Annotated in this window: 23 protein-coding genes; 13 read left to right on the top strand and 10 right to left on the bottom strand. The window is 67.5% G+C overall.

What is annotated here, in order from left to right:
• Nucleotides 1–10: 10 nt before the first annotated feature.
• The 5 genes from PFX90_RS04000 (at nucleotide 11) to PFX90_RS03980 (ending at nucleotide 5,722) form a co-directional block, all read left to right on the top strand.
• The gene (locus PFX90_RS04000; protein ID WP_285710868.1) at nucleotides 11–1,996 is read left to right on the top strand and encodes a heme lyase CcmF/NrfE family subunit; all 1,986 of its coding nucleotides are present in this window, start codon (nucleotides 11–13) and stop codon (nucleotides 1,994–1,996) included.
• 6 nt (nucleotides 1,997–2,002) lie between these two features.
• Nucleotides 2,003–2,527, top strand: coding sequence for a DsbE family thiol:disulfide interchange protein (locus PFX90_RS03995; RefSeq protein ID WP_285710865.1), 525 nt, complete (start codon nucleotides 2,003–2,005; stop codon nucleotides 2,525–2,527).
• Complete coding sequence (locus PFX90_RS03990; protein WP_285710862.1) at nucleotides 2,524–2,961, top strand: cytochrome c-type biogenesis protein; 438 nt, start codon at nucleotides 2,524–2,526, stop codon at nucleotides 2,959–2,961. Before PFX90_RS03995 ends, PFX90_RS03990 begins: the two co-directional genes overlap by 4 nt.
• On the top strand, nucleotides 2,958–3,614 hold the full coding sequence (locus PFX90_RS03985) for a tetratricopeptide repeat protein (protein ID WP_285710857.1): 657 nt from the start codon (nucleotides 2,958–2,960) through the stop codon (nucleotides 3,612–3,614). Before PFX90_RS03990 ends, PFX90_RS03985 begins: the two co-directional genes overlap by 4 nt.
• Before the next feature lie 143 nt (nucleotides 3,615–3,757).
• Entirely contained in the window at nucleotides 3,758–5,722 is a 1,965-nt protein-coding gene (locus tag PFX90_RS03980) for a potassium transporter Kup (protein WP_285710855.1), read from the top strand.
• Here the strand turns inward: PFX90_RS03980 and PFX90_RS03975 are convergent.
• From PFX90_RS03975 to PFX90_RS03955, 5 genes are all read right to left on the bottom strand, one after another.
• Entirely contained in the window at nucleotides 5,719–6,372 is a 654-nt protein-coding gene (locus PFX90_RS03975; protein ID WP_285710854.1) for an inner membrane-spanning protein YciB, read from the bottom strand. The two genes, PFX90_RS03980 and PFX90_RS03975, sit on opposite strands and share 4 nt — an antisense overlap.
• Nucleotides 6,372–7,298, bottom strand: a complete 927-nt coding sequence (gene ftsY, locus PFX90_RS03970) for a signal recognition particle-docking protein FtsY (RefSeq protein WP_285710851.1) — start codon at nucleotides 7,296–7,298, stop codon at nucleotides 6,372–6,374. Before ftsY ends, PFX90_RS03975 begins: the two co-directional genes overlap by 1 nt.
• A complete protein-coding gene (locus PFX90_RS03965) occupies nucleotides 7,295–8,470 on the bottom strand; it encodes a MiaB/RimO family radical SAM methylthiotransferase (RefSeq protein WP_285710848.1) in 1,176 nt (391 codons plus the stop codon). Before PFX90_RS03965 ends, ftsY begins: the two co-directional genes overlap by 4 nt.
• Nucleotides 8,467–9,255: a diaminopimelate epimerase gene (gene dapF, locus PFX90_RS03960; RefSeq protein WP_285711238.1), complete on the bottom strand. Its 789-nt coding sequence runs from the start codon at nucleotides 9,253–9,255 to the stop codon at nucleotides 8,467–8,469. The genes PFX90_RS03965 and dapF overlap by 4 nt, the downstream gene beginning before the upstream one ends.
• A 67-nt stretch (nucleotides 9,256–9,322) precedes the next feature.
• A complete protein-coding gene (locus PFX90_RS03955) occupies nucleotides 9,323–10,990 on the bottom strand; it encodes a putative bifunctional diguanylate cyclase/phosphodiesterase (RefSeq protein WP_285710844.1) in 1,668 nt (555 codons plus the stop codon).
• Between the two features lie 171 nt (nucleotides 10,991–11,161).
• Here PFX90_RS03955 and PFX90_RS03950 point away from each other — a divergent pair, with 171 nt between their 5' ends.
• Nucleotides 11,162–11,572 carry an EVE domain-containing protein gene (locus PFX90_RS03950; RefSeq protein WP_285710838.1) on the top strand — a complete coding sequence of 137 codons (411 nt, stop codon included), beginning with the start codon at nucleotides 11,162–11,164 and terminating at the stop codon, nucleotides 11,570–11,572.
• 114 nt (nucleotides 11,573–11,686) lie between these two features.
• Entirely contained in the window at nucleotides 11,687–11,857 is a 171-nt protein-coding gene (locus PFX90_RS03945; protein ID WP_285710836.1) for a CsbD family protein, read from the top strand.
• A gap of 64 nt (nucleotides 11,858–11,921) precedes the next feature.
• On the opposite strand, the gene PFX90_RS03940 is transcribed toward PFX90_RS03945, so the two are convergent.
• Nucleotides 11,922–13,616 carry a thiamine pyrophosphate-binding protein gene (locus PFX90_RS03940; protein ID WP_285710834.1) on the bottom strand — a complete coding sequence of 565 codons (1,695 nt, stop codon included), beginning with the start codon at nucleotides 13,614–13,616 and terminating at the stop codon, nucleotides 11,922–11,924.
• Between the two features lie 157 nt (nucleotides 13,617–13,773).
• Between PFX90_RS03940 and PFX90_RS03935 the strand changes: the two genes are divergently transcribed.
• Nucleotides 13,774–13,965: a hypothetical protein gene (locus PFX90_RS03935; protein ID WP_285710832.1), complete on the top strand. Its 192-nt coding sequence runs from the start codon at nucleotides 13,774–13,776 to the stop codon at nucleotides 13,963–13,965.
• A gap of 40 nt (nucleotides 13,966–14,005) precedes the next feature.
• On the top strand, nucleotides 14,006–14,221 hold the full coding sequence (locus PFX90_RS03930; RefSeq protein ID WP_285710831.1) for a DUF4287 domain-containing protein: 216 nt from the start codon (nucleotides 14,006–14,008) through the stop codon (nucleotides 14,219–14,221).
• On the opposite strand, the gene PFX90_RS03925 is transcribed toward PFX90_RS03930, so the two are convergent.
• Nucleotides 14,218–15,534: an MFS transporter gene (locus PFX90_RS03925; protein WP_285710829.1), complete on the bottom strand. Its 1,317-nt coding sequence runs from the start codon at nucleotides 15,532–15,534 to the stop codon at nucleotides 14,218–14,220. The genes PFX90_RS03930 and PFX90_RS03925 overlap by 4 nt on opposite strands.
• Before the next feature lie 179 nt (nucleotides 15,535–15,713).
• Between PFX90_RS03925 and pgsA the strand changes: the two genes are divergently transcribed.
• On the top strand, nucleotides 15,714–16,322 hold the full coding sequence (gene pgsA / locus PFX90_RS03920) for a CDP-diacylglycerol--glycerol-3-phosphate 3-phosphatidyltransferase (RefSeq protein WP_285710826.1): 609 nt from the start codon (nucleotides 15,714–15,716) through the stop codon (nucleotides 16,320–16,322).
• A gap of 53 nt (nucleotides 16,323–16,375) precedes the next feature.
• Nucleotides 16,376–16,714: a hypothetical protein gene (locus PFX90_RS03915; protein ID WP_285710823.1), complete on the top strand. Its 339-nt coding sequence runs from the start codon at nucleotides 16,376–16,378 to the stop codon at nucleotides 16,712–16,714.
• A 6-nt stretch (nucleotides 16,715–16,720) separates the two neighbouring features.
• Here PFX90_RS03915 and PFX90_RS03910 read toward each other — a convergent pair whose 3' ends face one another.
• Both PFX90_RS03910 and rnd read right to left on the bottom strand, forming a co-directional pair.
• Nucleotides 16,721–17,617, bottom strand: a complete 897-nt coding sequence (locus tag PFX90_RS03910) for a hydrogen peroxide-inducible genes activator (protein ID WP_285710820.1) — start codon at nucleotides 17,615–17,617, stop codon at nucleotides 16,721–16,723.
• Between the two features lie 8 nt (nucleotides 17,618–17,625).
• Complete coding sequence (rnd, locus tag PFX90_RS03905; RefSeq protein WP_285710816.1) at nucleotides 17,626–18,846, bottom strand: ribonuclease D; 1,221 nt, start codon at nucleotides 18,844–18,846, stop codon at nucleotides 17,626–17,628.
• 171 nt (nucleotides 18,847–19,017) lie between these two features.
• Here rnd and aspS point away from each other — a divergent pair, with 171 nt between their 5' ends.
• Entirely contained in the window at nucleotides 19,018–20,808 is a 1,791-nt protein-coding gene (gene aspS, locus PFX90_RS03900; RefSeq protein WP_285710814.1) for an aspartate--tRNA ligase, read from the top strand.
• On the opposite strand, the gene PFX90_RS03895 is transcribed toward aspS, so the two are convergent.
• On the bottom strand, nucleotides 20,805–21,821 hold the full coding sequence (locus PFX90_RS03895; RefSeq protein ID WP_285710812.1) for a histone deacetylase family protein: 1,017 nt from the start codon (nucleotides 21,819–21,821) through the stop codon (nucleotides 20,805–20,807). The two genes, aspS and PFX90_RS03895, sit on opposite strands and share 4 nt — an antisense overlap.
• A gap of 120 nt (nucleotides 21,822–21,941) precedes the next feature.
• On the opposite strand from PFX90_RS03895, the gene PFX90_RS03890 reads away from it, so the two are divergent.
• Nucleotides 21,942–22,922, top strand: coding sequence for a hypothetical protein (locus PFX90_RS03890; protein ID WP_285710810.1), 981 nt, complete (start codon nucleotides 21,942–21,944; stop codon nucleotides 22,920–22,922).
• The last annotated feature ends 59 nt before the right edge of the window (nucleotides 22,923–22,981 follow it).

The following is a 22,981-nucleotide window of genomic DNA, read 5'->3' as shown; positions in this document are numbered from 1 at the left end:
GGGCCAAGCGATGATTGCCGAGATTGGCCTTGCCGCCCTGTGGCTCGCTGCGGCGCTCGCCGTGCTCCAGATGATCTCGGGCGCCGCTGCCCTGCGCGCTGGCCCGGGCGAGACCAATCCGCTCGCGATCTACGCGCGCCCTGCGGCGGTGGTGCAGGCCTTCCTCGCGGTGCTCGCCTTCGCGATGCTGCTGCGCTCCTTTGCCGTCACCGACCTCTCGCTGAAGCTGGTGGCGACCAATTCGCATTCGATGAAGCCCTTCATCTACAAGCTCACCGGCACCTGGGGGAACCACGAGGGCTCGATGCTGCTGTGGGTCGGCGTGCTGGCGGCCTCCGGAGGCCTGCTCGCCGCCTTCGAGCGCCGCCTGCCCGAGCTCACCATGCACGCGACGCTCGCCGTGCAGGGCTTCGTGGCGCTGGGCTTCTATGCCTTCCTGCTCCTGTCCTCCAACCCCTTCGAGCGCCTTCCGGTGCCCGCGGTGGAGGGCAACGGCCTCAACCCGCTCTTGCAGGACATCGGCCTCGCGATCCACCCGCCGACGCTTTACGCGGGCTATGTCGGCCTGTCGGTCGCCTTCTCCCTCGCGATGGGCGCGCTGCTCACCCGCGAGGTCAACCCGGCCTTCGCCCGCGTGATGCGCCCCTGGGTGCTCGGCGCCTGGGTGCTGCTGACGCTGGGGATCACGGCGGGCTCCTACTGGGCCTATTACGAGCTCGGCTGGGGCGGCTGGTGGTTCTGGGACCCGGTCGAGAACGCCTCGCTGATGCCCTGGCTCGCGGCCACGGCGCTGATGCATTCGGTGAGCGTGCTCGCCGCGCGCGATGCCTTGCGGACGTGGACGATCATGCTCGGCGTGCTGGCCTTCTCGATGTCGATGCTGGGCACCTTCCTCGTGCGCTCGGGCGTGCTGACCAGCGTCCACGCCTTCGCGGTCGACCCCGAGCGCGGGGCCTTCATCCTTGGCCTGCTCGGGCTCTACATCGGCGGGGCCTTCACGATCTTCGCCCTGCGCGCGGGCGCGGTGGCAGAGGGCAAGCGCTTCGCCGTCACAAGCCGCGAGGGCGCGCTGGTGTTCAACAACGTCATGCTCTCGGCGATCCTCGCGATCGTGCTGCTGGGCACGCTCTACCCGCTGCTGACCGAGGCCTTCGACGTGCGTGTCAGCGTCGGCCCGCCCTATTTCAACCCGGCGGGCGCGATCTTCGCGATCCCGATGCTGCTGGTGATGGCGGTCGGGCCCCTCTTGCGCTGGAAGAGCGACAAGCCCGCCCGTATCCAGTTCGAGCTGATGCTGATCGCCGCGCTGGTGATCGGGATGATCGCGCTGGTGAGCTTCTTCGGCCAGTTCCCGCTGCTGCCGCTGCTCGGCCTCGGGCTCGCCGCAGCGCTCGCGGTCGCGGCCTTCCTGCCCCTGCGCGGACGCAGCCTCAAGCGCGTTCCGGTCGCGACCTGGGGCATGGTCCTCGCCCATTTCGGCATCGCGGTCTCGCTGTTCGGCATGGCCTGCGAGGGGGCCTTCTCCGAAGAGCGCCTCGCCGCGGTCGCCCCGGGCGGGACCGAGCAGATCGGCGACTTCGCGGTAACGCTCGAGGCCGTGACGCCCATCGCCGGCCCCAACTGGACGGCAATGGAAGCGCGGCTTGCGGTGTCGCAGGACGGCGGCGCGCCGGTGATTCTCACCCCACAAGCCCGCAGCTTCTGGTCGCCCCCGCAATCGACCTCGGAGAGCGCGCTGCTCACCAAGTGGAACGGCCAGCTCTACGCCGTGATCGGCAACCAGGCCGAGGACGGGCGCTGGCAGGTTCGCATCTGGTGGAAGCCGTTTGTCACCTTCATCTGGTATGGGGGCCTCCTGATCGGCTTTGGCGGCATCCTCTCGATCGTCGGGCGGATGCGGGTCGATTTGAAGCGCCGCGCGGCCAGCACCAAGGGCGCCCAGCGCCGCGCCGATGTCGAAGCGCTCGGGCCGGCTGCGCCCCAGCCGGCGGAGTAGCCCGCGATGCGCAAGCTCACCCTGTGGCTGCCGCTCGCGCTGTTCGCCTTCTTCGCGGGGCTGGCGGCCTATATGCTGACGCAGGAGAAGGACCAGTTCGTCGAGAGCACGATGATCGGCCAGCCGCTCCCGGCCTTCGCGCTCGATCCGGCCTTCGACGGCCTGCCGGGCGCATCCAAGGCGGACTTCAGCGGCAAGCCCAAGCTGCTTAACATCTGGGCCAGCTGGTGCCTGCCCTGCATCGCTGAGGCCCCGCAGCTGGAAGTGCTGAAACAGCAGGGGGTCGAGATCATCGGCATCGCAATCCGCGACAAGCCTGCCGACGTCGCCAATTTCCTCAACAGATACGGCAACCCCTACACCCGCATCGGCAGCGACAAGATCAGCGAAGTGCAGCTCGCCATCGGCTCCTCGGGCGTGCCCGAGACCTTCGTGATCGATAGCAAAGGCGTGATCCGCCACCAGCATATCGGCGATATCCGGCCCGAGGATGTGCCGGTGCTGCTCAGGGAACTGGAGGAGGCGCAATGATCCGCTGGGTGTTTGCCGCGCTGCTGGCGCTACTCGCGGTGCCGCTTGCCGCTCAGGATTCGATGCCGCCCGCGCCCTATGCCTATAACCAGCTCGAAGACCCTGCGCTCGAAGCCAAGGCCTCGGCGCTGATGCACACGCTGCGCTGTCTGAAGTGCCAGTCGCAGTCGATCGCCGACAGCGACGCGCCGATGGCGGGCGATATGCGCCATCAGGTCCGCGCGCGCATCCTCGCGGGCGAGAGCCCCGACCAGATCCGCCGCTGGCTGATCGCGCGCTATGGCGACTATGTCAGCTATGAGCCCGAGGTGAGCAGCACCACCTGGCCGCTGTTTGCCATTCCGGTGCTGGTGATCCTGATCGTCGCAGGCGTGCTGCTGCGGCGGCTCGGCAAGCGGCGTTCGGACGGCGGCGAGGCGGAGGCCAAGGCATGAACGGCGAAATGATCGGAGCATGGCTCGCGGTGCTCGCGCTGACACTGGCGGCCTTTGCCTTTGCCGTGCTGGTGCTCAAGCTGCCGCGCCATGGCCTCACGCTGTTCGGCGCGGTGCTGGTGTTCGGGCTGGCGGGCTATGCCTGGCAGGGCTCGCCCGGCGTTGCTTCCGCGCCCAAGGCGGCCGGCGCGCAGCTGGGCGATCAGGGTGACGAGATGGTCGAGGGCCGCGCGGCGCTGTTCGACGAAAGCCGCGCGCCCGATTACCTCATCACCTCCGATGCCTTCGCCCGCCAGGGCCGCTTCGGCGATGCGGCGGGGCTGCTGCAGAAGGGGCTGAAGGACAATCCGAACGACCTCGAAGGCTGGCTCGCACTGGGCCTCGCGCTGGTCGGCCATGCCGACGGCTTCGTGACTCCGGCTGCGGTGCAGGCCTTCGCCCGCGCCGATGCGATCAATCCCAAGCACCCCGGTGCGGCCTATTTCCTCGGCAATGCCTATCTTCAGAGCGGCGAGGTGGTCGCGGCACGCAATGTCTGGAAGGGGCTGCTCGAGCGTTCGCCCCCCGATGCGCCGTGGCGCGAGGGGCTGGCGGCGGATGTCGCCCGGCTCGACGACATGATCGCGCGCGCGCCGATGCTGCAAGGGCAATGACGGACCGCCCGAGACCGGCATGTGTCAAATGGCGGGGCCGTATTGCGGCTGCGAAAGCACAGTGCTAGGCGCGCCGCCTTGTGGCGGGCGAGTCTGACGCACCGCTTGGGCAGTACCGGGGGGATACGGGAAATCCGGTTTTTATGAGCAGCACCGCAGCCACCTCCGCCAACGACACCGCCGGTGCCGCCTCCGGGTCCGACCATGGCCATGGCCACGGCCATACCGGCTCTCCTCTCGCGCTGGCGATCGGAGCGATCGGGGTGGTGTTCGGCGACATCGGGACGAGCCCGCTCTACGCCTTCCGCGAGACCTTCGCCTCGCACCACGGTGCGCCCGGCATCTCGCCCGACGTCGATCACATCCACGGGGTGCTGAGCCTCGTCTTCTGGTCGATGATGATGGTGGTGACGGTGAAATATGCCTTCACCATCATGCGCGCCGACAATGGCGGCGAGGGCGGGAGCCTGGCGCTGCTGGCGCTGATCAAGCGCACCGCGCGGACCAAGACCTGGACCGCCCCGCTGATCCTGCTCGGCGTCTTTGCGACCGCGCTGTTCTACGGCGACTCGATGATCACCCCGGCGATGTCGGTGCTCTCGGCGACCGAGGGGCTCCAGTACATCGTCCCCGGCTTCAAGCCGTGGATCGTGCCGACCGCGATCGCGATCCTGTTCGGCCTCTTCGCGATCCAGTCGCGCGGGACCGACCGGGTGGGCAAGCTGTTCGGCCCCATCATGCTGACCTATTTCGCGATGCTCGCGGTGCTCGGCGTGATGCACCTTTCCGCCGACCCCTCGATCATCCTCGCGACGATCAATCCGCTCAACGCGCTCAAGTTCTTCGCCACCGACGGCTTCGTCGCCTTCGTCGCGCTGGGCTCCGTGGTGCTGGCGGTGACGGGGGCCGAGGCGCTCTATGCCGACATGGGGCACTTTGGCCGGAAGCCGATCAGCATCTCGTGGCTGACCTTCGTCTACCCCGCGCTGATGCTCAACTACATGGGCCAGGGCGCGCTGATCCTCTCGCAGTCCTCGCCCGCCGAGGCGGCCGCGCTGATCAAGGACCCGTTCTTCCTGATGATCCCCGACATGGTGCGCGTGCCGGTGATCATTCTCGCGCTGTTCGCGACGATCATCGCCAGCCAGGCAGTGATCTCGGGCGCCTTCAGCCTCACCCAGCAGGCGATCCAGCTGGGCTTCATCCCGCGCATGGAGATCCGCCACACCAGCGCTGCCGCCGCCGGGCAGATCTACATCCCGGTGATCAACTGGGCGCTGATGGTGATGGTGATCCTGCTGGTGCTGTTCTTCCAGTCCTCGAGCAACCTTGCCGCGGCCTACGGCATCGCGGTGACCGGCGCGATGTTCATCGACACGCTGCTGCTTGCCGCCGTGCTCTTCAGCCTGTGGAAGTGGCCGCTGTGGAAGGGCCTGCCGCTGGTGATCGCCTTCCTTGTGGTCGACATCGCCTATTTCGGTGCGAACCTCATCAAGGTGCCGCAGGGCGGGTGGGTGCCGCTGATGATCGGCGGGGTGATCTTCACCCTGCTCACAACCTGGTCCAAGGGCCGCGAGCTGATGCGCGCGAGCATGGCCGAAGGCTCGCTGCCGATCGAGATCTTCGCCAAGAGCGCGCACAATTCCTCCACCCGCGTGCCGGGGACGGCGGTGTTCATGGCCTCGACCAATTCGGGGGTGCCGAGCGCGCTGCTCCACAACATCAAGCACAACAAGGTGCTGCACGAGCGCGTGCTGATCCTCACCGTGCAGGTGAAGGGCATGCCTTATGTTCCGGAGGAGAACCGCTACGAGTGCAAGAGCCTCGGCAACGGGTTCTACCGCGTGACGATCTATTGCGGCTTCCTCGAGGAGACAGACGTGCCCCGCCTGCTGAGCACGCTCGACCTGTGCGACGGCGCCTTCGACATGATGCAGACGAGCTTCTTCCTGTCGCGCCAGACCCTGCTGGCCTCGGCCAAGCCCGGCATGGCGATCTGGCGCGAGAAGCTGTTCGCGTGGATGCTGCGCAACGCGGCGAGCGCGATGGAGTTCTTCCGCCTGCCAACCAACCGCGTGGTCGAGCTGGGGAGCCAGGTGGAAATCTAACCGCCCGTCGGCGGCTCGTCCTTGAGCGCCTCGTCCTCGGCATCCTCGAAGCTGAGGCCGTGCTTCATCAGCAGCGGGATCTGGCTGAAGGTGAAGAGGAAGGTCAGCGGCAGGAACACCCAGATCTTGGCCCACAGCCAGCCCTCGAAGTCCATCTGCGCGCGCAGCACCTCGTTTAGAACCGCAAGGACGAGGAAGAACACCCCCCAGTTGCGCGACAGCTTGAGCCAGCCCTCGTCGGACAGCCCCTCGAAGGCGGCTTCGAGCAGGATTTTCAGCATCGCGCGGCCCATGAGAAAGCCGCCCAGCAGGATCACGCCGAAGCTCGCATAGATGATCGTGGGCTTGAGCTGCACGAAGGTCGGATCGCCGAAGAAGATCGTGAGGCTGCCGAAGCCCATGATCAGCGCGGTCGAGAACCACAGCATCGGCGAGACCTTGCCGAGCCGCCATTTCGACACCAGCAGCGCAACCACCGAGGCCGCCATGAAGGCGCCGGTGCCATAGATGATGGCGATGATCTCGCCCGCCGCGCTGGTCTCCTTGGGCGACATCCAGCGGTAGACGCCGAGGAACACCAGCAGCGGGCCGTAATCGACCGCGACGCCGAGCCAGCTCGAGGCGGCCTTCTTGCCTTCGCCCTCGGCCATCACGCCACCCCCGCGATCACGCGCGCGACGAGGTCGGGGTCGAAGGGGCGCAGGTCCTCCATCTTCTCGCCGACGCCGATGGCGTGGATGGGGAGGCCATATTGCTCGGCGGCCGCGACCAGCACCCCGCCGCGCGCGGTGCCGTCAAGCTTGGTCATGATGAGGCCGGTGACGCCCGCGACTTCCTTGAAGACATCGATCTGGCTGAGCGCGTTCTGGCCGTTGGTCGCGTCGAGCACAAGCACCACGTCATGCGGTGCCTCGGGGTTCAAGCGCCCGAGAACGCGGCGGATTTTTGCCAGCTCTTCCATCAGCTCCTTCTTGTTCTGGAGGCGCCCCGCGGTGTCGACGATCAGCGCGTCGATCCCGGTGTCGGTGGCCTGCTTGACCGCATCGAACACGATCGCCGCCGGATCACCGCCCTCGGGCCCGCGCACAAGATCGACGCCGATGCGGCCCGCCCATGTGGCGAGCTGGCCGATGGCGGCAGCGCGGAAGGTGTCGCCCGCGGCCAGAAGCACGCCGTAGTCGTCCTCCTGAAACAGATGCGCGAGCTTGGCGATGGTGGTGGTCTTGCCTGAGCCATTGACCCCGATCACGAGGATCACCTGCGGGCGCGGGAAGGCGGTGATCTCGAGCGGCTTGGCGACGGGCCGCAGGATCGCGGCGATTTCCTCGGCAACCGCCTCCTTCAGCTCGCGGCTGGTGATCTCGAGCCCGAAGCGTTTGTCCGAAAGCCGCGCCCGGATGCGGGCGGCGGCCGACGGGCCGAGGTCGGAGAGGATCAGCGCATCCTCGACCTCGTCGAGGGTCTTGTCGTCGAGCTTCGCGGTGCCGCCGCTCGCGGTCGGCAGATTTGCGCTCAGGCGCTCGGAGGTCTTGGCGAAGCCCCCGAACAGGCGCTGCGTCCAGCTTTTTTCACTCATGCGAGCAGGCCCTCCCTGAGGCCCGATGGGGTCACGTCGATGATCGTGCCTGCCGCCGTGCCGGGGGGCAGGGCGACGGGAGCGTAATTGGGGGCATAGCCCGTCCCGCCCTTCTCCGCGAGGACCGGCAGGGTTTCGCCCACAAGGCGTGCGAGCCACGCGGCGCGGCGCGCGGCGGCGCGGGCGCGCAGGTCGGCGGCGCGGGCCTTGACCACCTCGCGCGCGACTTGCGGCATCCGCGCGGCGGGGGTGCCGGGGCGGGGGGAATAGGGGAAGATATGGGCGTGGACGATGTCGAGCTCGTCGATGATGCTGAGGTTCGCCAGATGGTGGCTTTCGTCCTCGGTCGGGAAGCCGGCGATGAGGTCCGCGCCCACGGCGATGTCGGGGCGCAGCGCCTTGAGGCGGCCCACCAGTTCCACCGCATCGGCGCGGCTGTGCCGCCGCTTCATGCGCTTGAGGATCAGGTCGGCCCCGTGCTGGAGGCTGAGGTGGAGGTGCGGCATCACCCGCGGCTCGAGCGCGAGGAGGTCAAACAGCAGCGGATCGATCTCCACCCCGTCCATGGAGGACAGGCGTAGGCGCGTTAGTTCACTTAGTTCATGCAGGATGGTGTGAACGAGTGTGCCCAAAGGCGGCGAGCCCGCAAGATCATGTCCCCAACTAGTAAGATCGACACCCGTGAGCACAACTTCCTTAGCGCCCACCGCAAGATGTGCTTCAATCTCGTGTAGGACTTCGGCCACCGTCAACGACCGGCTCGCGCCTCGGCCTTGGGGGATGACGCAGAAGGTGCAGGCATGGTCGCAGCCGTTCTGCACCGCGACGAAGGCGCGGGTGCGGGCCGGGGCGAGGGGCGGGGCCTCGCCGGGGACGTTCCACGCCCTCGGATCGAGCTTGGCGGCGTTGGCGACCAGCCCGTCCACCTCCTCCATCGCGCCGATGCTCTCGCGATCAATCTCCGCCGCGCAGCCCGTCACCATCAGTCGCGCCTGCGGGTGATCGCGGCGCGCACGGCGGATCGCCTGGCGGGTCTGGCGCAGCGCCTCGGCGGTGACCGCGCAGGAATTGACCACGACGAGATTGTCCTCGCCCGCCAGCATCGCGCGCATCCGCTCGCTTTCGGCGATGTTCATGCGGCAGCCCAGACTGATGATTTGCGGGGCGTTCAAGAATAGTCTTCCCAACGGAAGCTGCCGCGGAAGCTTTCGACAGCGGGGCCGCTCATCAGGATGGTGCTGCCCGGCTCCCACGCGATCGCGAGGTCGCCGCCGGGGAGGGTGACGCGCACCGGGCTCTTCACCAGCCCTCGCCGGACCGCCGCGACCGCCGTGGCACACGCCCCGGTGCCGCAGGCGCGGGTGAGGCCCGCGCCGCGCTCCCAGACGCGCAGCTTGAGGTGGTCAGGCCCCGCAAGGCTCGCGACATTGACATTGACGCGCTCGGGGAACAGCGGGTCGTGCTCGATCAGCGGCCCCAAGCGATCCAGCTCCACCGCGTCCGCATCCTCGACGAAGAAGATCACGTGCGGGTTGCCGACATTGACCGCCATCGGCCCCGCAAGGCTCTCCCATCCGACCGGCATCGCAAACGTGTCCATCGGATAGGCGAGGGGAATCGCATCCCATTCGAAGCGAGGGCTCCCCATGTCGACCCGCGCGCCGCCCTCGAAGGGTTCCAGCCGCAGCGTGCCCCCTTGCGTTTCCACCATCGCAGGCGCGCCGTGGAGCAGCGCCACCGCGCGGCTGCCATTGCCGCAAGCGCCCGCCTCGCTGCCGTCGGCGTTGAAGAAGCGCACGCGGAAATCGTGGGTCGCGCTCGGCTCGAGCAGGATCAGCTGGTCGAAGCCGACCCCCGTGCGCCGGTCGCCAAGAGCGCGCGCCACGGCGGGCGTCATCGCCGGGATCGCGGCATCACGCGCGTCGATCACCACGAAGTCGTTGCCGAGCCCGTGCATCTTGATGAAGGGAATGGTCGTGCTCACTGGGCGTGCATCTATGCACGCGGCGTCCCCGCGTCCAGTCTTACGGGCGCGCGATGCGGTAGCGGGCCTGCGCGTCCTCGCCCGCCGCGGGCTGGGCCGGGGCAGCCTCGGCACCCGCGCCCGCGCCGGTCAGCCTGCCCGCCGCCCGCAGCCGCGTGCGCACGGCCTCGGCATCCTCGGGCTGGCCGTAGAAATAGCCCTGCGCCTTGAGCTTGCCCATTTCCTTCAGCGCCTTGAGGATATCCTCGTCCTCGACGCCCTCGGCGGTGAGCGGCATGTCGAGCCCGCGCCCCAATGAGACGATCGCCTCGACCAGCCGCGAGCGGTTGCCCGGCTCCTTCAGCTCGGACACGAAGCTGCGGTCGATCTTGATGCGGTCGAAGGGCAGGTTGCGCAGCTGCTCGAAGCTCGAATAGCCCGTGCCGAAATCGTCGAGCGCGATCTGCACGCCCTGGTTGCGCAGGGACATGATCATCGAGCGCACCAGGCCGATATTCTCGTGCAGGCAGCTTTCGGTGATCTCGATCTCGAGCCGCTGCGGCGGGAAGCCGGCGGCGACCAGCTTCTTGAGGATGCGCTGGGCAAACCACGGATCGCGCAGCTGCACCGGCGAGATGTTGACCGAGAGCGTCAGCGCCTCGTCCCATTCGCGCGCATCGGCGAAGGCCTGTTCCATCAGGCGCTCGGACATCTCGTTGATGAGGCCGATCTCCTCGGCGATCGGCACGAAGATGTCGGGGCTGATGAGGCCGAGCTGCGGCGAGCGCCAGCGCGCGAGCATCTCGAAGCCGACCAGCGCGCCAGTGTCGAGATCGATCTGCTGTTCGTAATAGGGCACGAATTCGCCGCGCGCGAGCCCGCCGCGGATGCCGGTTTCGAGCTGGTTGCGGAAGCGCAGCTCGCTCTCCATCGTCGGCTCGAACCAGAAGTAGCGGTTCCGGCCCTGCTTCTTGGCGTGGTAGAGCGCCATGTCCGCGCGGTGCATCAGCGTGGCGGCATCGACCACGAGGCCGATCGTGCCGTCCGCATCGTGATCGGCGGCAAGCCCGATCGAGAGCGTGAGCTCGACCGTCAGCTCGGGCATGCGGAAGGGCTGGGCGAGGCTTTCGAACAGGCGGATGACGAGATCGTCGACCCGGTCGGCGTGACCGGCGGGAAAGGGCATGACGAAGGCGAATTCGTCGCCCCCAAGCCGCGCCAGCCGCGCCTCGCGCGGGAGCAGCGCGCGGACCCGCTCGCACAGCATCACCAGCACCGCATCGCCCGCGGAGTGGCCGTGCATGTCGTTGATCTGCTTGAAATTGTCCAGATCGATCATGCAATAGGCGACTGCCTCGCCGCGGATCGCGGCGCGCGCGCGCAGTTCCTCGGTCGCCTCGAACATCGCGCGGCGGTTGAGGCACCCGGTGAGCGGATCGGTGGCGGCGAGCAGCCGGGCGCGGGCCTCGGCGCGGCGGCGTTCCTCGATCTCGCGGGTCAATTCGCGGTAGCGCCGCCAGCCGAAGATGATCAGCGCGATATTGAGCAGCAGGGCGTTGACGAGGATGACATTGGGCGCGCCGCCGGTGCCGGTCAGCACGTTCATAACCTGCGGCATCACCGAGCCCCCGGTGCCGATCAGCAGGATGATCGAGGCCGTGGCAATCCCCAGCGCGATGATGTCGCGTTCAGCCGCTCCGAGCGGATTGTCTGGTTCGTGCTCCGTCAAGACCGTCGCCCCCTGCCTCGCGCTTTTCCGGTGGGGCGGCGAGCCTGGCCCCCTCCTGCAATTGGGGATGCATCGCAGATTGCACTAAACATCAGGTTAAGATGCGGGGCTTGGCGAGGGGGCCGGGGAGCGGCTATCGGGGCGCATCACCCGCATGGAGCACTCTCGCGCATGGCCTACTGGCTGATGAAATCCGAACCGTTCAAATACAGCTGGGACGATCTCGTCGCCGAGGGCGAGGGGACGTGGGACGGGGTGCGCAACTACCTGGCGCGCAACAACCTGATGGCGATGCAGCCGGGCGACGAGGCGTTCTTCTACCACAGCCGCGAGGGGCTGGAGATTGTCGGGATTGCCGAGATCACCGTCAGCGGCATCGGCGATCCCACCGACGAGACCGGCAAGTGGGCCGCGGTGAAGCTGAAGGCGAAGGAGAAGTTCCCGAAGGCTGTGACGCTCGCCGCGATCAAGGCCGAGCCGCGGCTGGCCGAGATGCAGCTGATCCGCCTCTCGCGCCTGTCGGTATGCGCGGTGACCCCCGCCGAATGGGCGGTGATCCGCGAAATGGCGGGGGGGGCCTGAGCTACCTGTCGCGCCGGGGACACCGTTCGCCCCGATCGGGGGAACGAAGTCGCGCGGGGTCCGTAAGTCCTGTGAAAAGCCAATAAATCCATTGGCTTAACACAGGAGGTTATCATGGGTGAATTCACCGACAAGGCCAAGGGCGCCGTCAAGGAAGTGGTCGGCGAGGCCAAGCAGCAGTCGAACGATCCGCGCACCCGCGCCGATGGCCGCAGGCTCGAGGCCGAGGGCAAGGCTGACAAGGTCAAGGGTGCGGTCAAGGGCGCGCTCGGCGACCGTATCTGACCGGCCACGCGGTTGACGCGAGAAAGGGCCGCTCCCCGCATCGGGGGGGCGGCCTTTTCGCGTTTCAGGCGGTGCGGTTCGCCCGCGCGCGCAGGCCCGAGATGGTCGCGCCGCTCGCCGCGATGCGCTCGAGATCGGTGAGCGCGTGGATCAGGCGAATGCCCTTGCGCCCCTTGGCCTCCTCGAGCGCGGCGATGAACTCCGCGGTGGTCGTCGCCCGCGCGCTCCACGCCCCGTAGGCCGCGCCCAGCATCGCGAAATCGGGATTGGCGAGGGCCGTGGCCGAGACCCGGCCGGGATATTCGCGCTCCTGGTGCATGCGGATCGTGCCGTAGGCGCCGTTGTCGACCACCACCACGATGAGGTTCGCGCCATATTGCGCGGCGGTGGCGAGTTCCTGCCCGTTCATCAGGAAGTCCCCGTCACCCGCCACGGCGACCACCGTCGCCTCGGGCAGGCGCAGCGCGGCGGCGACCGCGGCCGGCACGCCGTAGCCCATCGCGCCGCAGGTCGGGGCAAGCTGGCCGGGATAGGCCGCATAGCGCCAGTAACGGTGCCACCACCCGGCGAAGTTCCCCGCGCCGTTGCAGATGACCGTGTCGGCGGGGAGCATTGCGCGCATCGCCCCGACGCAGGCCGCAAGGTCCATCGCCGCGTCGGAGGGCTGGGGGGTGGACCACGCGAGCCATTGGGCGTGGGCCTCGGCGCCCGCATCGAAGGGGATGATGTCGGAATGGTCCCACAGCGCCGCGCACTCGGCGAATTCGTCCATGGCGCAGCACAGCGCCAGATCGGTGCGGTAGACGCGGCCGAGTTCTTCCGGATCGGGGTGGATGTGGACCAGCGTCTGGCCGGGGTGTTCGAGGGTGGGGACGGTGTAGCCGTCGGTGGTCGCCTCGCCAAGCCGCGCGCCAACTGCGATGACGAGATCGGCGTTCTTCACACGCTCGACCAGCTGCGGGTTCGGCCCGTAGCCGAGATTGCCGGCATAGACCGGCGAATCGGGCGCGATCGCGTCCTGACGGCGGAAGGCAGTCGCCACGGGAAGGCCGATGGTTTCCGCGAATTGCTGGAAGTAGTGGCGCGCCTTGGCGTTCCAGCCTGCGCCGCCGATGATCGCGATGGGGCTCGCCGCGTCGCCGATCATGTCGAACAGGGCGCGCATCGCATCGGGGCAGACCGCCTGCGCCGGGCGCAGCGCCTGCGGGCGCGGGGCGAGGCTGGCGGGCACCTCTTCGACCAGCATGTCCTCAGGGAGAGCCAGCACCACCGGCCCGGGCCGCCCGCTGATCGCGGTGGCATAGGCGCGGGCGATGTATTCGGGGATGCGCGCCGGATCGTCGATCCGCGCCGCCCACTTGCAGATCGGCGCAAAGAAGGCGGTGAAATCGACCTCCTGAAACCCCTCGCGCCCCTGAGCCCCGCGCGCGACATCGCCGACGAAGAGGATCATCGGCTGCGAATCCTGATGCGCGACATGCACGCCGATGCTGGCATTGGTCGCGCCCGGCCCGCGGGTGACGAAGGCGATCCCCGGCGCGCCGGTCATCGCCCCGTCGGCACAGGCCATGAAGGCGACCCCGCCTTCCTGGCGGCAGGTGACGACCTCTATCTCCGGCCGGTCGGGCAGGGCATCGAGCACCGCGAGGAAGCTTTCGCCCGGCACGGTGAAGATCCGGCTCGCGCCCTGCACGGCAAGGCAATCGACCAGCAGCGCGGCTGCTGCCCTCGTTCCTCCAGAGTGCGTGGAATCGGTCATCGCAAAAACTCTCCCGTCGTCTGACGGCGGCTCTAACCGCGCCAGCGCCCGCGCGCAAACTCGCCCTGTCCCACGCTGCGACACACCCGCCGCAAACCGTTTTCAATGGTTAAGAAAGTCTTAAAGCTGGTGCTCCTGACACTCGGAGAATCGCACAATGCGTCGCAGCCTGGTCCTCACCGATGAGAGCGCCCGCCACTGGTTCCGCCGGAGCCTGCCGCCGCATGTAAAGCGCGACATCTTCCCGATCCCCGCCGAAAGCCTGTGGCGCCTGACGATGGACGACGTGCGCGGCGTCGCCAGCACCTATGTCGCGGTGACGCTCGCGGTGTTCGCCTTCATCATCTAGCCCGCCGCCCCGGGGCCTTGCCCGCCGGAGATTCTGCGCCATGAGCGATGAGCCGAAGACCAAGGGCCCGGCGTCCTACTTCCCCTCGATCGAGAAGACCTACGGCCAGCCGATCGCGCACTGGAAGGCGATCGTGCGGGCGGCGATGCCTGCGAAGCACATGGAACTGGTGCAGGTGCTCAAGCAGCAAGGGCTCGGCCACGGCCATGCCAATGCCGTCGTTGCCCATACGCTCGCCGAGGACGCAGCAGGCTAGGCGGTAGCGGCCACCCGCTGCTGCTCCACCCGGTAGAGCTTGCGCGCCAGCTGTGCCGAGACAAGGCAGAGCGCCAGGCTCAGCAGCAATTGCTCGGCGAGCGGGATGCCGAGGAAGCCGAGCACCCCGGCAACGCCTGCCCCCACGGCCATGAAGATCGAGGAAATGAAGTTGTTCGCCGCCACCGAGCGCGAGGCTTCGGCCTTTTCCACGCGGGTCGTCAGGAAGGCATAGAGCGGCACCACGAACATCCCGCCCGCCACCGCGATCAGCAGCAGGTTGGCAATCATCACCAACGCGAGCGGCTGGGCGAGGAATTCGGTGACGGTGAACAGCTCGCCCGCGGGTTTCAGGTCCCATGTCCGGCACAGGAGGTAGAACCCGATCAGCAGCAGCCCCATCACGATCACCGAGACGGGCGAATGGCGCGCGGAGATCTCGCCCTTCAAGAGCGCGTTGATCGCCACAGATCCGATCGCGATGCCGGCCGAGAAGGCGACCAGCATCACCATCGCCACCTGCTTGTCGGCGAGCAGCACGTTCTTGGCGAGCGGAAAGAACTGCACGCCGAGGATCGCCGCGATGGCCCAGAAATAGGAGATCGCCAGCACCGCATAGCGCAGCTCGAGATTGCCCATCGAGAAGGCGATCAGCGACTTCGACGCGCGCAGCGGGTTCCATTCGACCGTCACGTCAGCGCTCTGCGCCGGGGCGGCGGGGACGAAGCGGCATACGCCGTAGCCGACCAGCGCGATCACGATCACTGCGACGGTGCTCTGCCCGACCGAAAGCACCGCGGCGAGGATCATGCCGGTGAGGATCGCCACATAGGTCCCCGCCTCGACGAGGCCCGTGCCGGCGAGCACTTCGTGGTCTTCCAGATGCTGCGGGAGGATCGCGTATTTGATCGGGCCGAAGAAGGTCGAATGGACGCCCATCGCGAAGAGCGCGGCAAACATCAGCGGGATCGCCACCGTCTCGACCATCATGCCTTGCGCTGCAAGCAGCAGCCCGGCCGCGCCGCCCGCCATGATGATGATCTCGGCAAACTTGATCCAGCGGATGATCCTGGTCTTGTCGCGCATGTCGGCCAGCTGTCCCGAGGTTGCCGAGAACAGCACGAAGGGGATCACGAACAGCGCGGTGGCGACGCCCGAGACCAGCGTCTCCATCTCGGGCGAATCATACAGCTGGTACACGATGAACAGCACCATCGCGTTCTTGTAGAGATTGTCGTTGAGCGCATTGAGCAGCTGGGTGAGGAACAGCGGCGCAAAGCGGCGCTTGCCCATGAGTTCGAGCGATGTGGTCATGCCGTGTTTACGCTGGGGCTTCCCTGTCAGTTACCAGCGACATAGCGCGGGAGCGCGGTTTCACAAGTGCGCATGACGTTGCGGCAGGGCGGGGGCAGGGCGCGCGCCTTCCCCGCGACTTTATCCGCGAAAGGGTTTTGCGCCGCGCCGCAAGCGGCTAGAGGGAGCGGGGGAAACCTATGTCGAGCCTGCCGAACATCCTTACTGCCAGCCGCATCTTCGCGGTGCCCTTGCTGGCGTTCTTCCTGTGGTGGCCCGAATGGCGCGCGGGCTATCTGATTGGTTTCGTGCTCTATTGCATCATCGCGATCACCGATTTCTTCGACGGCTATCTGGCGCGCGCGCAGGGGACGGTGTCGAAGCTCGGCATCTTTCTCGATCCCATAGCCGACAAGATCATGGTCGCGGCGGTGATTCTGGTGCTGACCGCGCAGGGCTATCTGCGCGGGCCCTATGCGGGCGATGTTCATGTGATTGCCGGGCTGGTCATTCTGGTGCGCGAGATTGCGGTGTCGGGCCTGCGCGAATTTCTCGGGGGCATCCAGGTCTCGGTGCCGGTCTCGGCGCTCGCCAAGTGGAAGACGACCTTCCAGCTGGTGTCATTGGGCGCGCTGATCCTCGGCGGGGCGGTGCACGGACCGCCGTGCCAGTCGGTGGGCGAGGCCTGCGGCTCGATCGCGCAGAGCTGGGTGCACCTTGTCGGTCTGGTCTCGCTGTGGACCGCGGCGGTGCTGACCTGCATCACCGGCTGGGACTACCTGCGCGTCGGCCTCAAGCACATGGATTGAATTGCGCGTTTCGCACTGGTCGCGGGGCGAGGTTTCGGGTTACTTTATCTCCCATGGGATCGGATTCGACGCACCGCGACGGTGCCTTCGTCGGACAATTGGCAAATCACGCGCGGCGCCTGCAGGGCGAGGCGCGTGAGGCGCTGGCGCGCGGCGAGTTCACCCGCGCCTCGGCGCTGATCGGCGATGCCGAGCTGCTGGCCGAGGATGTCCACGGCATGGTGGACGACATGGAGCGGCGCGAAATGGGCGAGCTGGCGATGCTGGCGGCCCTCGATGTCCGCGCCGCCGCCGGGCCTGCGGCCCGTCCCGCGCTGGCCCCGCCCTCGCGCCGGACGCGTCTTGCACTCGCTGCAACGCTGGCGATGAGCTTCGCGCTGGTGGAGTGCTGAGCGGGTTCAGCCGGCCCGCAGCTCTTCCGCCAGCAGCAGGAAATCGGCCTCCCGCGGCGAGTTCTTGCGCCATGCCAGCACGATCTCGCGCTTGGCGGTGGGGCTGTCGACGGGGCGGGCGACCACCTCGGTGCCCGCAAGAATGCCCGCTTTCAGTGCCATTTCGGGGAGCATGGTGAGGCCGAGGTCGTTGTCGACCAACTGTACCAGGGTATGCAAGCTCGTGCCGATCATCGCCGCGCTGGCGCGCAGTTCGGAGCGCGAGCAGGCGGCGAGGGCATGATCGCGCAGGCAGTGGCCATCCTCGAGCAGCAGCAGCCGGCCCTGATCGATCATGTCGGGCTTGATGGTCGCGGGCGGATCGCGCGGGTCGTCCTTGGGGAAGGCGATGAACAGCCGGTCGTCGGCAATATGCGCGATCGCCGCCTCGCCGGTATCGAAGGGAAGGGCGAGTAGCACGCAATCGACCCGCCCGTGGCTGAGCGATTCGAGCGCGTCGTGGCTGGTCTCCTCGCGCAGCATCAGCTTCAAATCGGGCCGCTCGCGCTTGAGGCGAGGCAGCATCCGCGGCAGCAGGAAAGGGGCGATGGTGGGGATGACGCTCATGCGCAGCTCGCCCGAGAGCGGCTTGCCCGAGGCCTGCACCAGATCGGCCAGCTCCTCCGCCTCGCGCAGCAGCCGGTTGGCCTTGGCCACCACAGCCTCGCCCAGCGCGGTGAAGCGCACCACCCGGCGCGAGCGCTCGACCAGCGTCACGCCGAGCAGCGACTCCAGCTCCCTGATCCCCGCCGACAGCGTCGATTGCGACACGAAGCTGGCATCGGCGGCCTTGCCGAAATGCCCGTGCTCGTGGAGCGCCACCAGATATTGCAGCTGCTTGATGGTGGGCAGGTAGGTCGACACCCCGAAGACTACTCTGCCGCCAGTTCGTCAGGCTCGGCCGCAGCGGCGGGCTCGGCAAGCACCACATCGTCGATATGGGTCATCTTGAGCCGCCCCTTCTCGACCGCAAACGCCAGCTTGCCCTCGACCAGATCGAGCGCGTCCTTGCCGAACACCTCGTAGCGCCAGCCTTCGAGCACCGGCAGCTTGCGCACGCCTGCCGCGAGCGCTTCCATCTCGTCGGCGCGGGTGAGGAGGCGCGGGGCGACGTCGATTTCGCGGGCACGGATCTTGAGCAGCAGCTTGAGCAGGTCGGCGACCAGCGCGCCTTCCTTGCCGAGCGGCGCGCCCTGCTTGATCTTCTCGGGCATCTCCGATTTCGGAAGCGGCTCGGCCTCGGCGAGCACCTTCATCAGGCGCTTGCCGATGTCGTTGTCCTTCCATGCGGGGCTGAGCCCGCGCACCTTGGCAAGATCGCCCTGCACCTTGGGCGGGTGGCTGGCGATGTCGGCGAGGGTCTCGTCGCGCATGATGCGGCCGCGCGGGATGTTCTTGTGCTGCGCCTCGCTCTCGCGCCACGCGGCCAATGCCTTCATCCGCCCGAGCACCTGCGGATTGCGCCCCGGCTGCCGGATGCGCTTCCATGCGACGCCCGGATCGGTGAGGTAGTTCGCGGGGTCGGCGAGCTTCTCCATCTCGGCATCGAGCCACAACCCGCGGCCGGTCTTGATCAGCTTCTTCAGGATCTTTGGGAAGATACCTGCGAGATAGGTGACATCGCCGATGGCATATTCGATCTGCCGTTCGGTCAGTGGACGGCGGCTCCAGTCGGTGAAGCGCGCGCCCTTGTCGATGGTGACGCCGACCCACGTCTCGACCAGATTGGCATAGCCGATCTGTTCGGACTGGCTGATCGCCATCATCGCGATCTGGGTGTCGAATATGGGATGCGGGGTCTTGCCGGTGAGGTTGACGATGATCTCGACATCCTGCCCCCCGGCGTGGAAGACTTTCAGAACATCCTCGTTCTCGCACATCAGGTCGAGCAGCGGGGTGAGGTCGATCCCCGGCGCCATCGGGTCGATCGCGGCGGCTTCCTCGGTATTGGCGATCTGCACCAGGCACAGCTCGGGCCAATAGGTGTTCTCGCGCATGAATTCGGTATCGACCGCGACGAAATCGGACTTCGCAAGGCGGGCGCAGAGGTCGGAGAGGGCCTCGGTCGTGGTAATCAGAGGATGGATTTTCATTTTCTCTTGCTTCGCTAGGGGCGGAGTGCCGCCCTCGGGATCGTTCCCAGTGTGGCCTGTCCCGCTTGACAAAGCGGCAGGCTTGCCCTGTTAGCGCGCCGACGGCGGAGCAAGGCTCCGAACGCGCCCGCGCGCCCTAGCGTCATAGCCGCCAACAGGACAAGAGTTTAGATGCACCCCTACCGCACGCATACTTGCGCACAGCTTTCTTCCGAGCATGTCGGCGAGACCGTCCGCCTGTCGGGCTGGATCCATCGCAAGCGCGACCACGGGGGCGTGCTGTTCATCGACCTGCGCGATCATTACGGCATCACGCAGATTGTGGCCGATACCGACAGCCCGGCGCTGCCCGTGCTCGAGGGCCTGCGCGTCGAGAGCGTCGTCACCATCGAGGGCACCGTGAAGGCGCGCGTCGCCGAGACGGTCAACGCCAACCTTGCCACAGGCAGCATCGAGGTGTTCGCGCGCGGCGTGACGGTGCAGAGCGCGGCCGAAGAGCTGCCGATGCCAGTCGCCGACGAGCAGCCTTACCCCGAGGATATCCGGTTGAAGTATCGCTTCCTCGACCTGCGCCGCGAGACTCTGCACAAGAACATCATGACCCGCGTGGCGGTGATCGCCGACATGCGCGCGCGGATGAACGCAGCCGGTTTCAACGAGTTCTCGACGCCTATTCTCACGGCTTCTTCGCCGGAGGGTGCGCGCGACTTCCTCGTGCCGAGCCGCATCCACGCGGGCAAGTTCTACGCGCTCCCGCAGGCGCCGCAGCAGTACAAGCAGCTGCTGATGGTCGCGGGCTTCGACCGCTATTTCCAGATCGCCCCCTGCTTCCGCGACGAGGACCCCCGCGCTGACCGTCTGCCGGGCGAATTCTACCAGCTCGATCTCGAAATGAGTTTTGTGACTCAGGAGGAGGTATGGGAGACGATGGAGCCCGTGATCCAGGGCACCTTCGCGGCCTTCGCGGGCGACAAGGCGGTGACCCCGGCGGGCCAGTTCCCGCGCATCCCCTATGACGAGGCGATGCTGAAGTATGGCTCGGACAAGCCTGACCTTCGCAACCCGCTGATCATCAGCGACGTTTCCTCGCACTTCACCTCGAGCGGCTTCGGCCTCTTCGAAAAAATCGTCGGCGGCGGCGGTGTCGTGCGCGTCATCCCCGCGCCTGCGACCCACGAGAAGAGCCGCAAGTTCTTCGACGACATGAACGACTGGGCGCGCAAGGAAGGCTTTGCCGGCCTCGGCTATGTCACCCGCAAGGGCGGCGAGTTCGGCGGGCCGATCGCCAAGAACCACGGGCCCGAGCGGATGGCCGAGCTCTATGCCGAGCTCGGCCTTGGCGAGAACGACGGGCTGTTCTTCGCTGCGGGCAAGGAAGCCGACGCCGCCAAGCTGGCGGGCGCGGCGCGCATCCGGGTGGGCGAGGAACTGGGCCTGATCGACGAGAGCCGCTTCGAGCTGTGCTGGATCGTCGACTTCCCCTTCTACGAATGGAACGAGGACGAGAAGAAGGTCGACTTCTCGCACAACCCCTTCTCGATGCCGCAGGGCGGGATCGAGGCGCTGGAGGGGCAGGACCCGCTGACGATCAAGGCGTTCCAGTACGACCTCGTTTGCAACGGCTACGAGATCGCCTCAGGCTCGATCCGCAACCACAAGCCCGAAACGATGGTGAAGGCGTTCGAGATCGTCGGCCTGAGCAAGGCGGATGTGGAAGAGCGCTTCGGCGGCATGTACCGCGCCTTCCAGTACGGCGCGCCGCCGCACGGAGGGATGGCGGCGGGGGTCGACCGCATTATCATGCTGCTGTGCGGCGCGAAGAACCTGCGCGAAATCTCGCTCTTCCCGATGAACCAGCGCGCCGAAGACCTCTTGATGGGCGCGCCGAGCCCGGCCGAGCCGCGCTCGCTTCGCGAACTGCACCTGCGCGTGGTCGAGCCGCAGGCCAAGCCGGCGGGTTAAGCGCTCTCCAGCCCGGCAATGAAGGCGGCGACGTTGCGGCCCAGCGCCGCGACGTTGTAGCCGCCTTCCATCACCGTGATAGTCGGCAGGCCCGCCGCGCCGATCATCGCGCCCATGAGCTGCATGTCCTCGGTGGTCAGGGCGAATTGAGTGATCGGATCGTCGGCAAAGGTGTCCGCGCCGTAGCTGACCACCAGCGTCTTCGCGCCGAATGCCGCGATCGCGTCCAGCGCCTTGCCTAGCGCGCGCTCGTAGTCCTGCCAGCCCGTCCCGCGCGGTAGCGGCTGGTTGAAGGTCGCGCCTTCGCCATCGCCCGCGCCGCGTTCATCCGCATGGCCCCAGAAATAGGGGAAATCAGTGCGCGGGTCGGCGTGGATCGAGGCGAAGAAGACGCTCCCGTCCTCCCGGAAAATGTCCTGCGTGCCGTTGCCGTGGTGGTAATCGACATCGAGCACCGCCACCGGCCCCAACCCCCGCGCCGCCGCTGCCCGCGCGGCGATGGCGGCGTTGTTGAGGTAGCAATAGCCGCCGAAATAGTCCGCCCCCGCATGGTGCCCCGGCGGGCGGCACAGGGCGAAGGCGTGGCGGGCCTCGCCGCTTGCCACCGCCTCCACCGCGGCGAGCGCCGATTGCGCCGCGCCATAGGCTGCCGCCCACGTGCCCGCCGCAATCGGTGTCACCGTGTCGAAGCCATATTGCCCGAGCCTCCCGTCGATCCGCTCGAGATCGAGCGGCCGCCGCCCGCGCACCGGGAAGGCATAGCCGATCGCATCGCCCTCGCGGCCCGCCGCCAGCCAGTCGGCATGGGCGGTTTGAAGGAAGGCGACGTAAGCCGGATCGTGCACCGCATGGATCGCGGCAAGGCCGAAGTCGGCAGGCTCCCGCACCGCGCCCATCTGTGCCAGCATGTTGGCGAGCCGCGCGGGCGTCTCGGCATGCTCCTCCGCCTTGCCGTTGACGAGCTCCAGCATCGGCGCGTGGGTCTGCTGGGCGGGGGAGCAGAAAGTCAGCATGATGGCTGAGGCTCTCGCACGGGTGCAGCACGGCTGGCAAGGGGTGCCGAAGCGGCTTGTTAATGACGGCAAAGGCTGCGAAATTCCGGTTCACGGACGGGTTCGAGAGGGGGCTGGGCAATGCGGCTGAGGTTGATGGTCGGAGCGGCAGCGATGCTGTACGCGGGCGTGGTGCAAGCCGAGACGCTGCCGGTCGAGGGCATCTACGCCGCCGGCACCGATGCCCCCTCGCGCGCGCGCTCGATCGCGCTGGCGGGCTTTGCCGGGCGCGGCGGAGAGCGGCTCGCCTTCGCGATCGATTCGGCGCTGCGCGGTGCGGTGATCGAGGGCCGGGCGTGGTTCGAACTCACCTTCTCCGAGCCCCCGCGCGGCACCACCTACACCTATGACCGCGACGCCGACCCCGCCGCCTATCGCGGGGGCGCTGACGCGGTGATGCGCGGGATTGCCGAGGTCTCGTGGCGCGACCGCGACGACGGCACCAAGCAGGTCGAGGAGTGCGTTACCCGCGACGACAACGACAAGTGCATCGAGCGCAAGAAGGTCGAGATCCCCTGCCGCGCGCGCGAGGTGACCTTGCGGCCCGAGGTGCGGCTGGTCTCGCGCGAGGGCGAGCTGCTCTACGGCAAGGGCGACCAGCTCGTCACCAGCCGCCGGTTCTGCAAGGACGAGGAGGCGACGCCGCCGGTCGATTCGATGATCGAGGAGCTCGCCCGCCAGTTCGCCGATGCGGTGCGCTACGATCTCGCGCCGGTCCAGCGCTACGACACGATCCGCGTGCTCGAGAGCCGCGAGGGCATGTCCAAGCCCGATCAGGCGGCGTTCAAGGCCGCGCTCAAGCTCACCAAGAAGGACCCGGCCGGAGCCTGCCGCGCCTTCGAGGCCTTGCAGGCGACCAATCCCCAGAGCGTCACGATCCTGTTCAATATCGGCCTGTGCCGCGAGGGCGAGGGCGATCTGGAGGCGGCGGAGCAGCTTTACAGCCAAGCGCTGGCGCTGAAGCCTGGCAAGCTCGAGCCGCAGGAAGGCCTCGGCCGCATCGCCTCGCGCCGCCGCGCCGAGCGTCAGCTTTCACTTCGTTACGGTGATGCCCCGCGCTGAGCGTCATGCCACTTGCACATCGCACCGCCCTTCTTTAGGGCGGGGGCGACTTATCTAAC

The sequence above is a fragment of the Erythrobacter oryzae genome (assembly GCF_030271515.1).
GTDB lineage: Bacteria > Pseudomonadota > Alphaproteobacteria > Sphingomonadales > Sphingomonadaceae > Erythrobacter > Erythrobacter oryzae.
The sequence above is the reverse complement of the archived record's forward strand: the minus strand, read 5'-3'. Positions and strand labels throughout refer to the sequence as shown.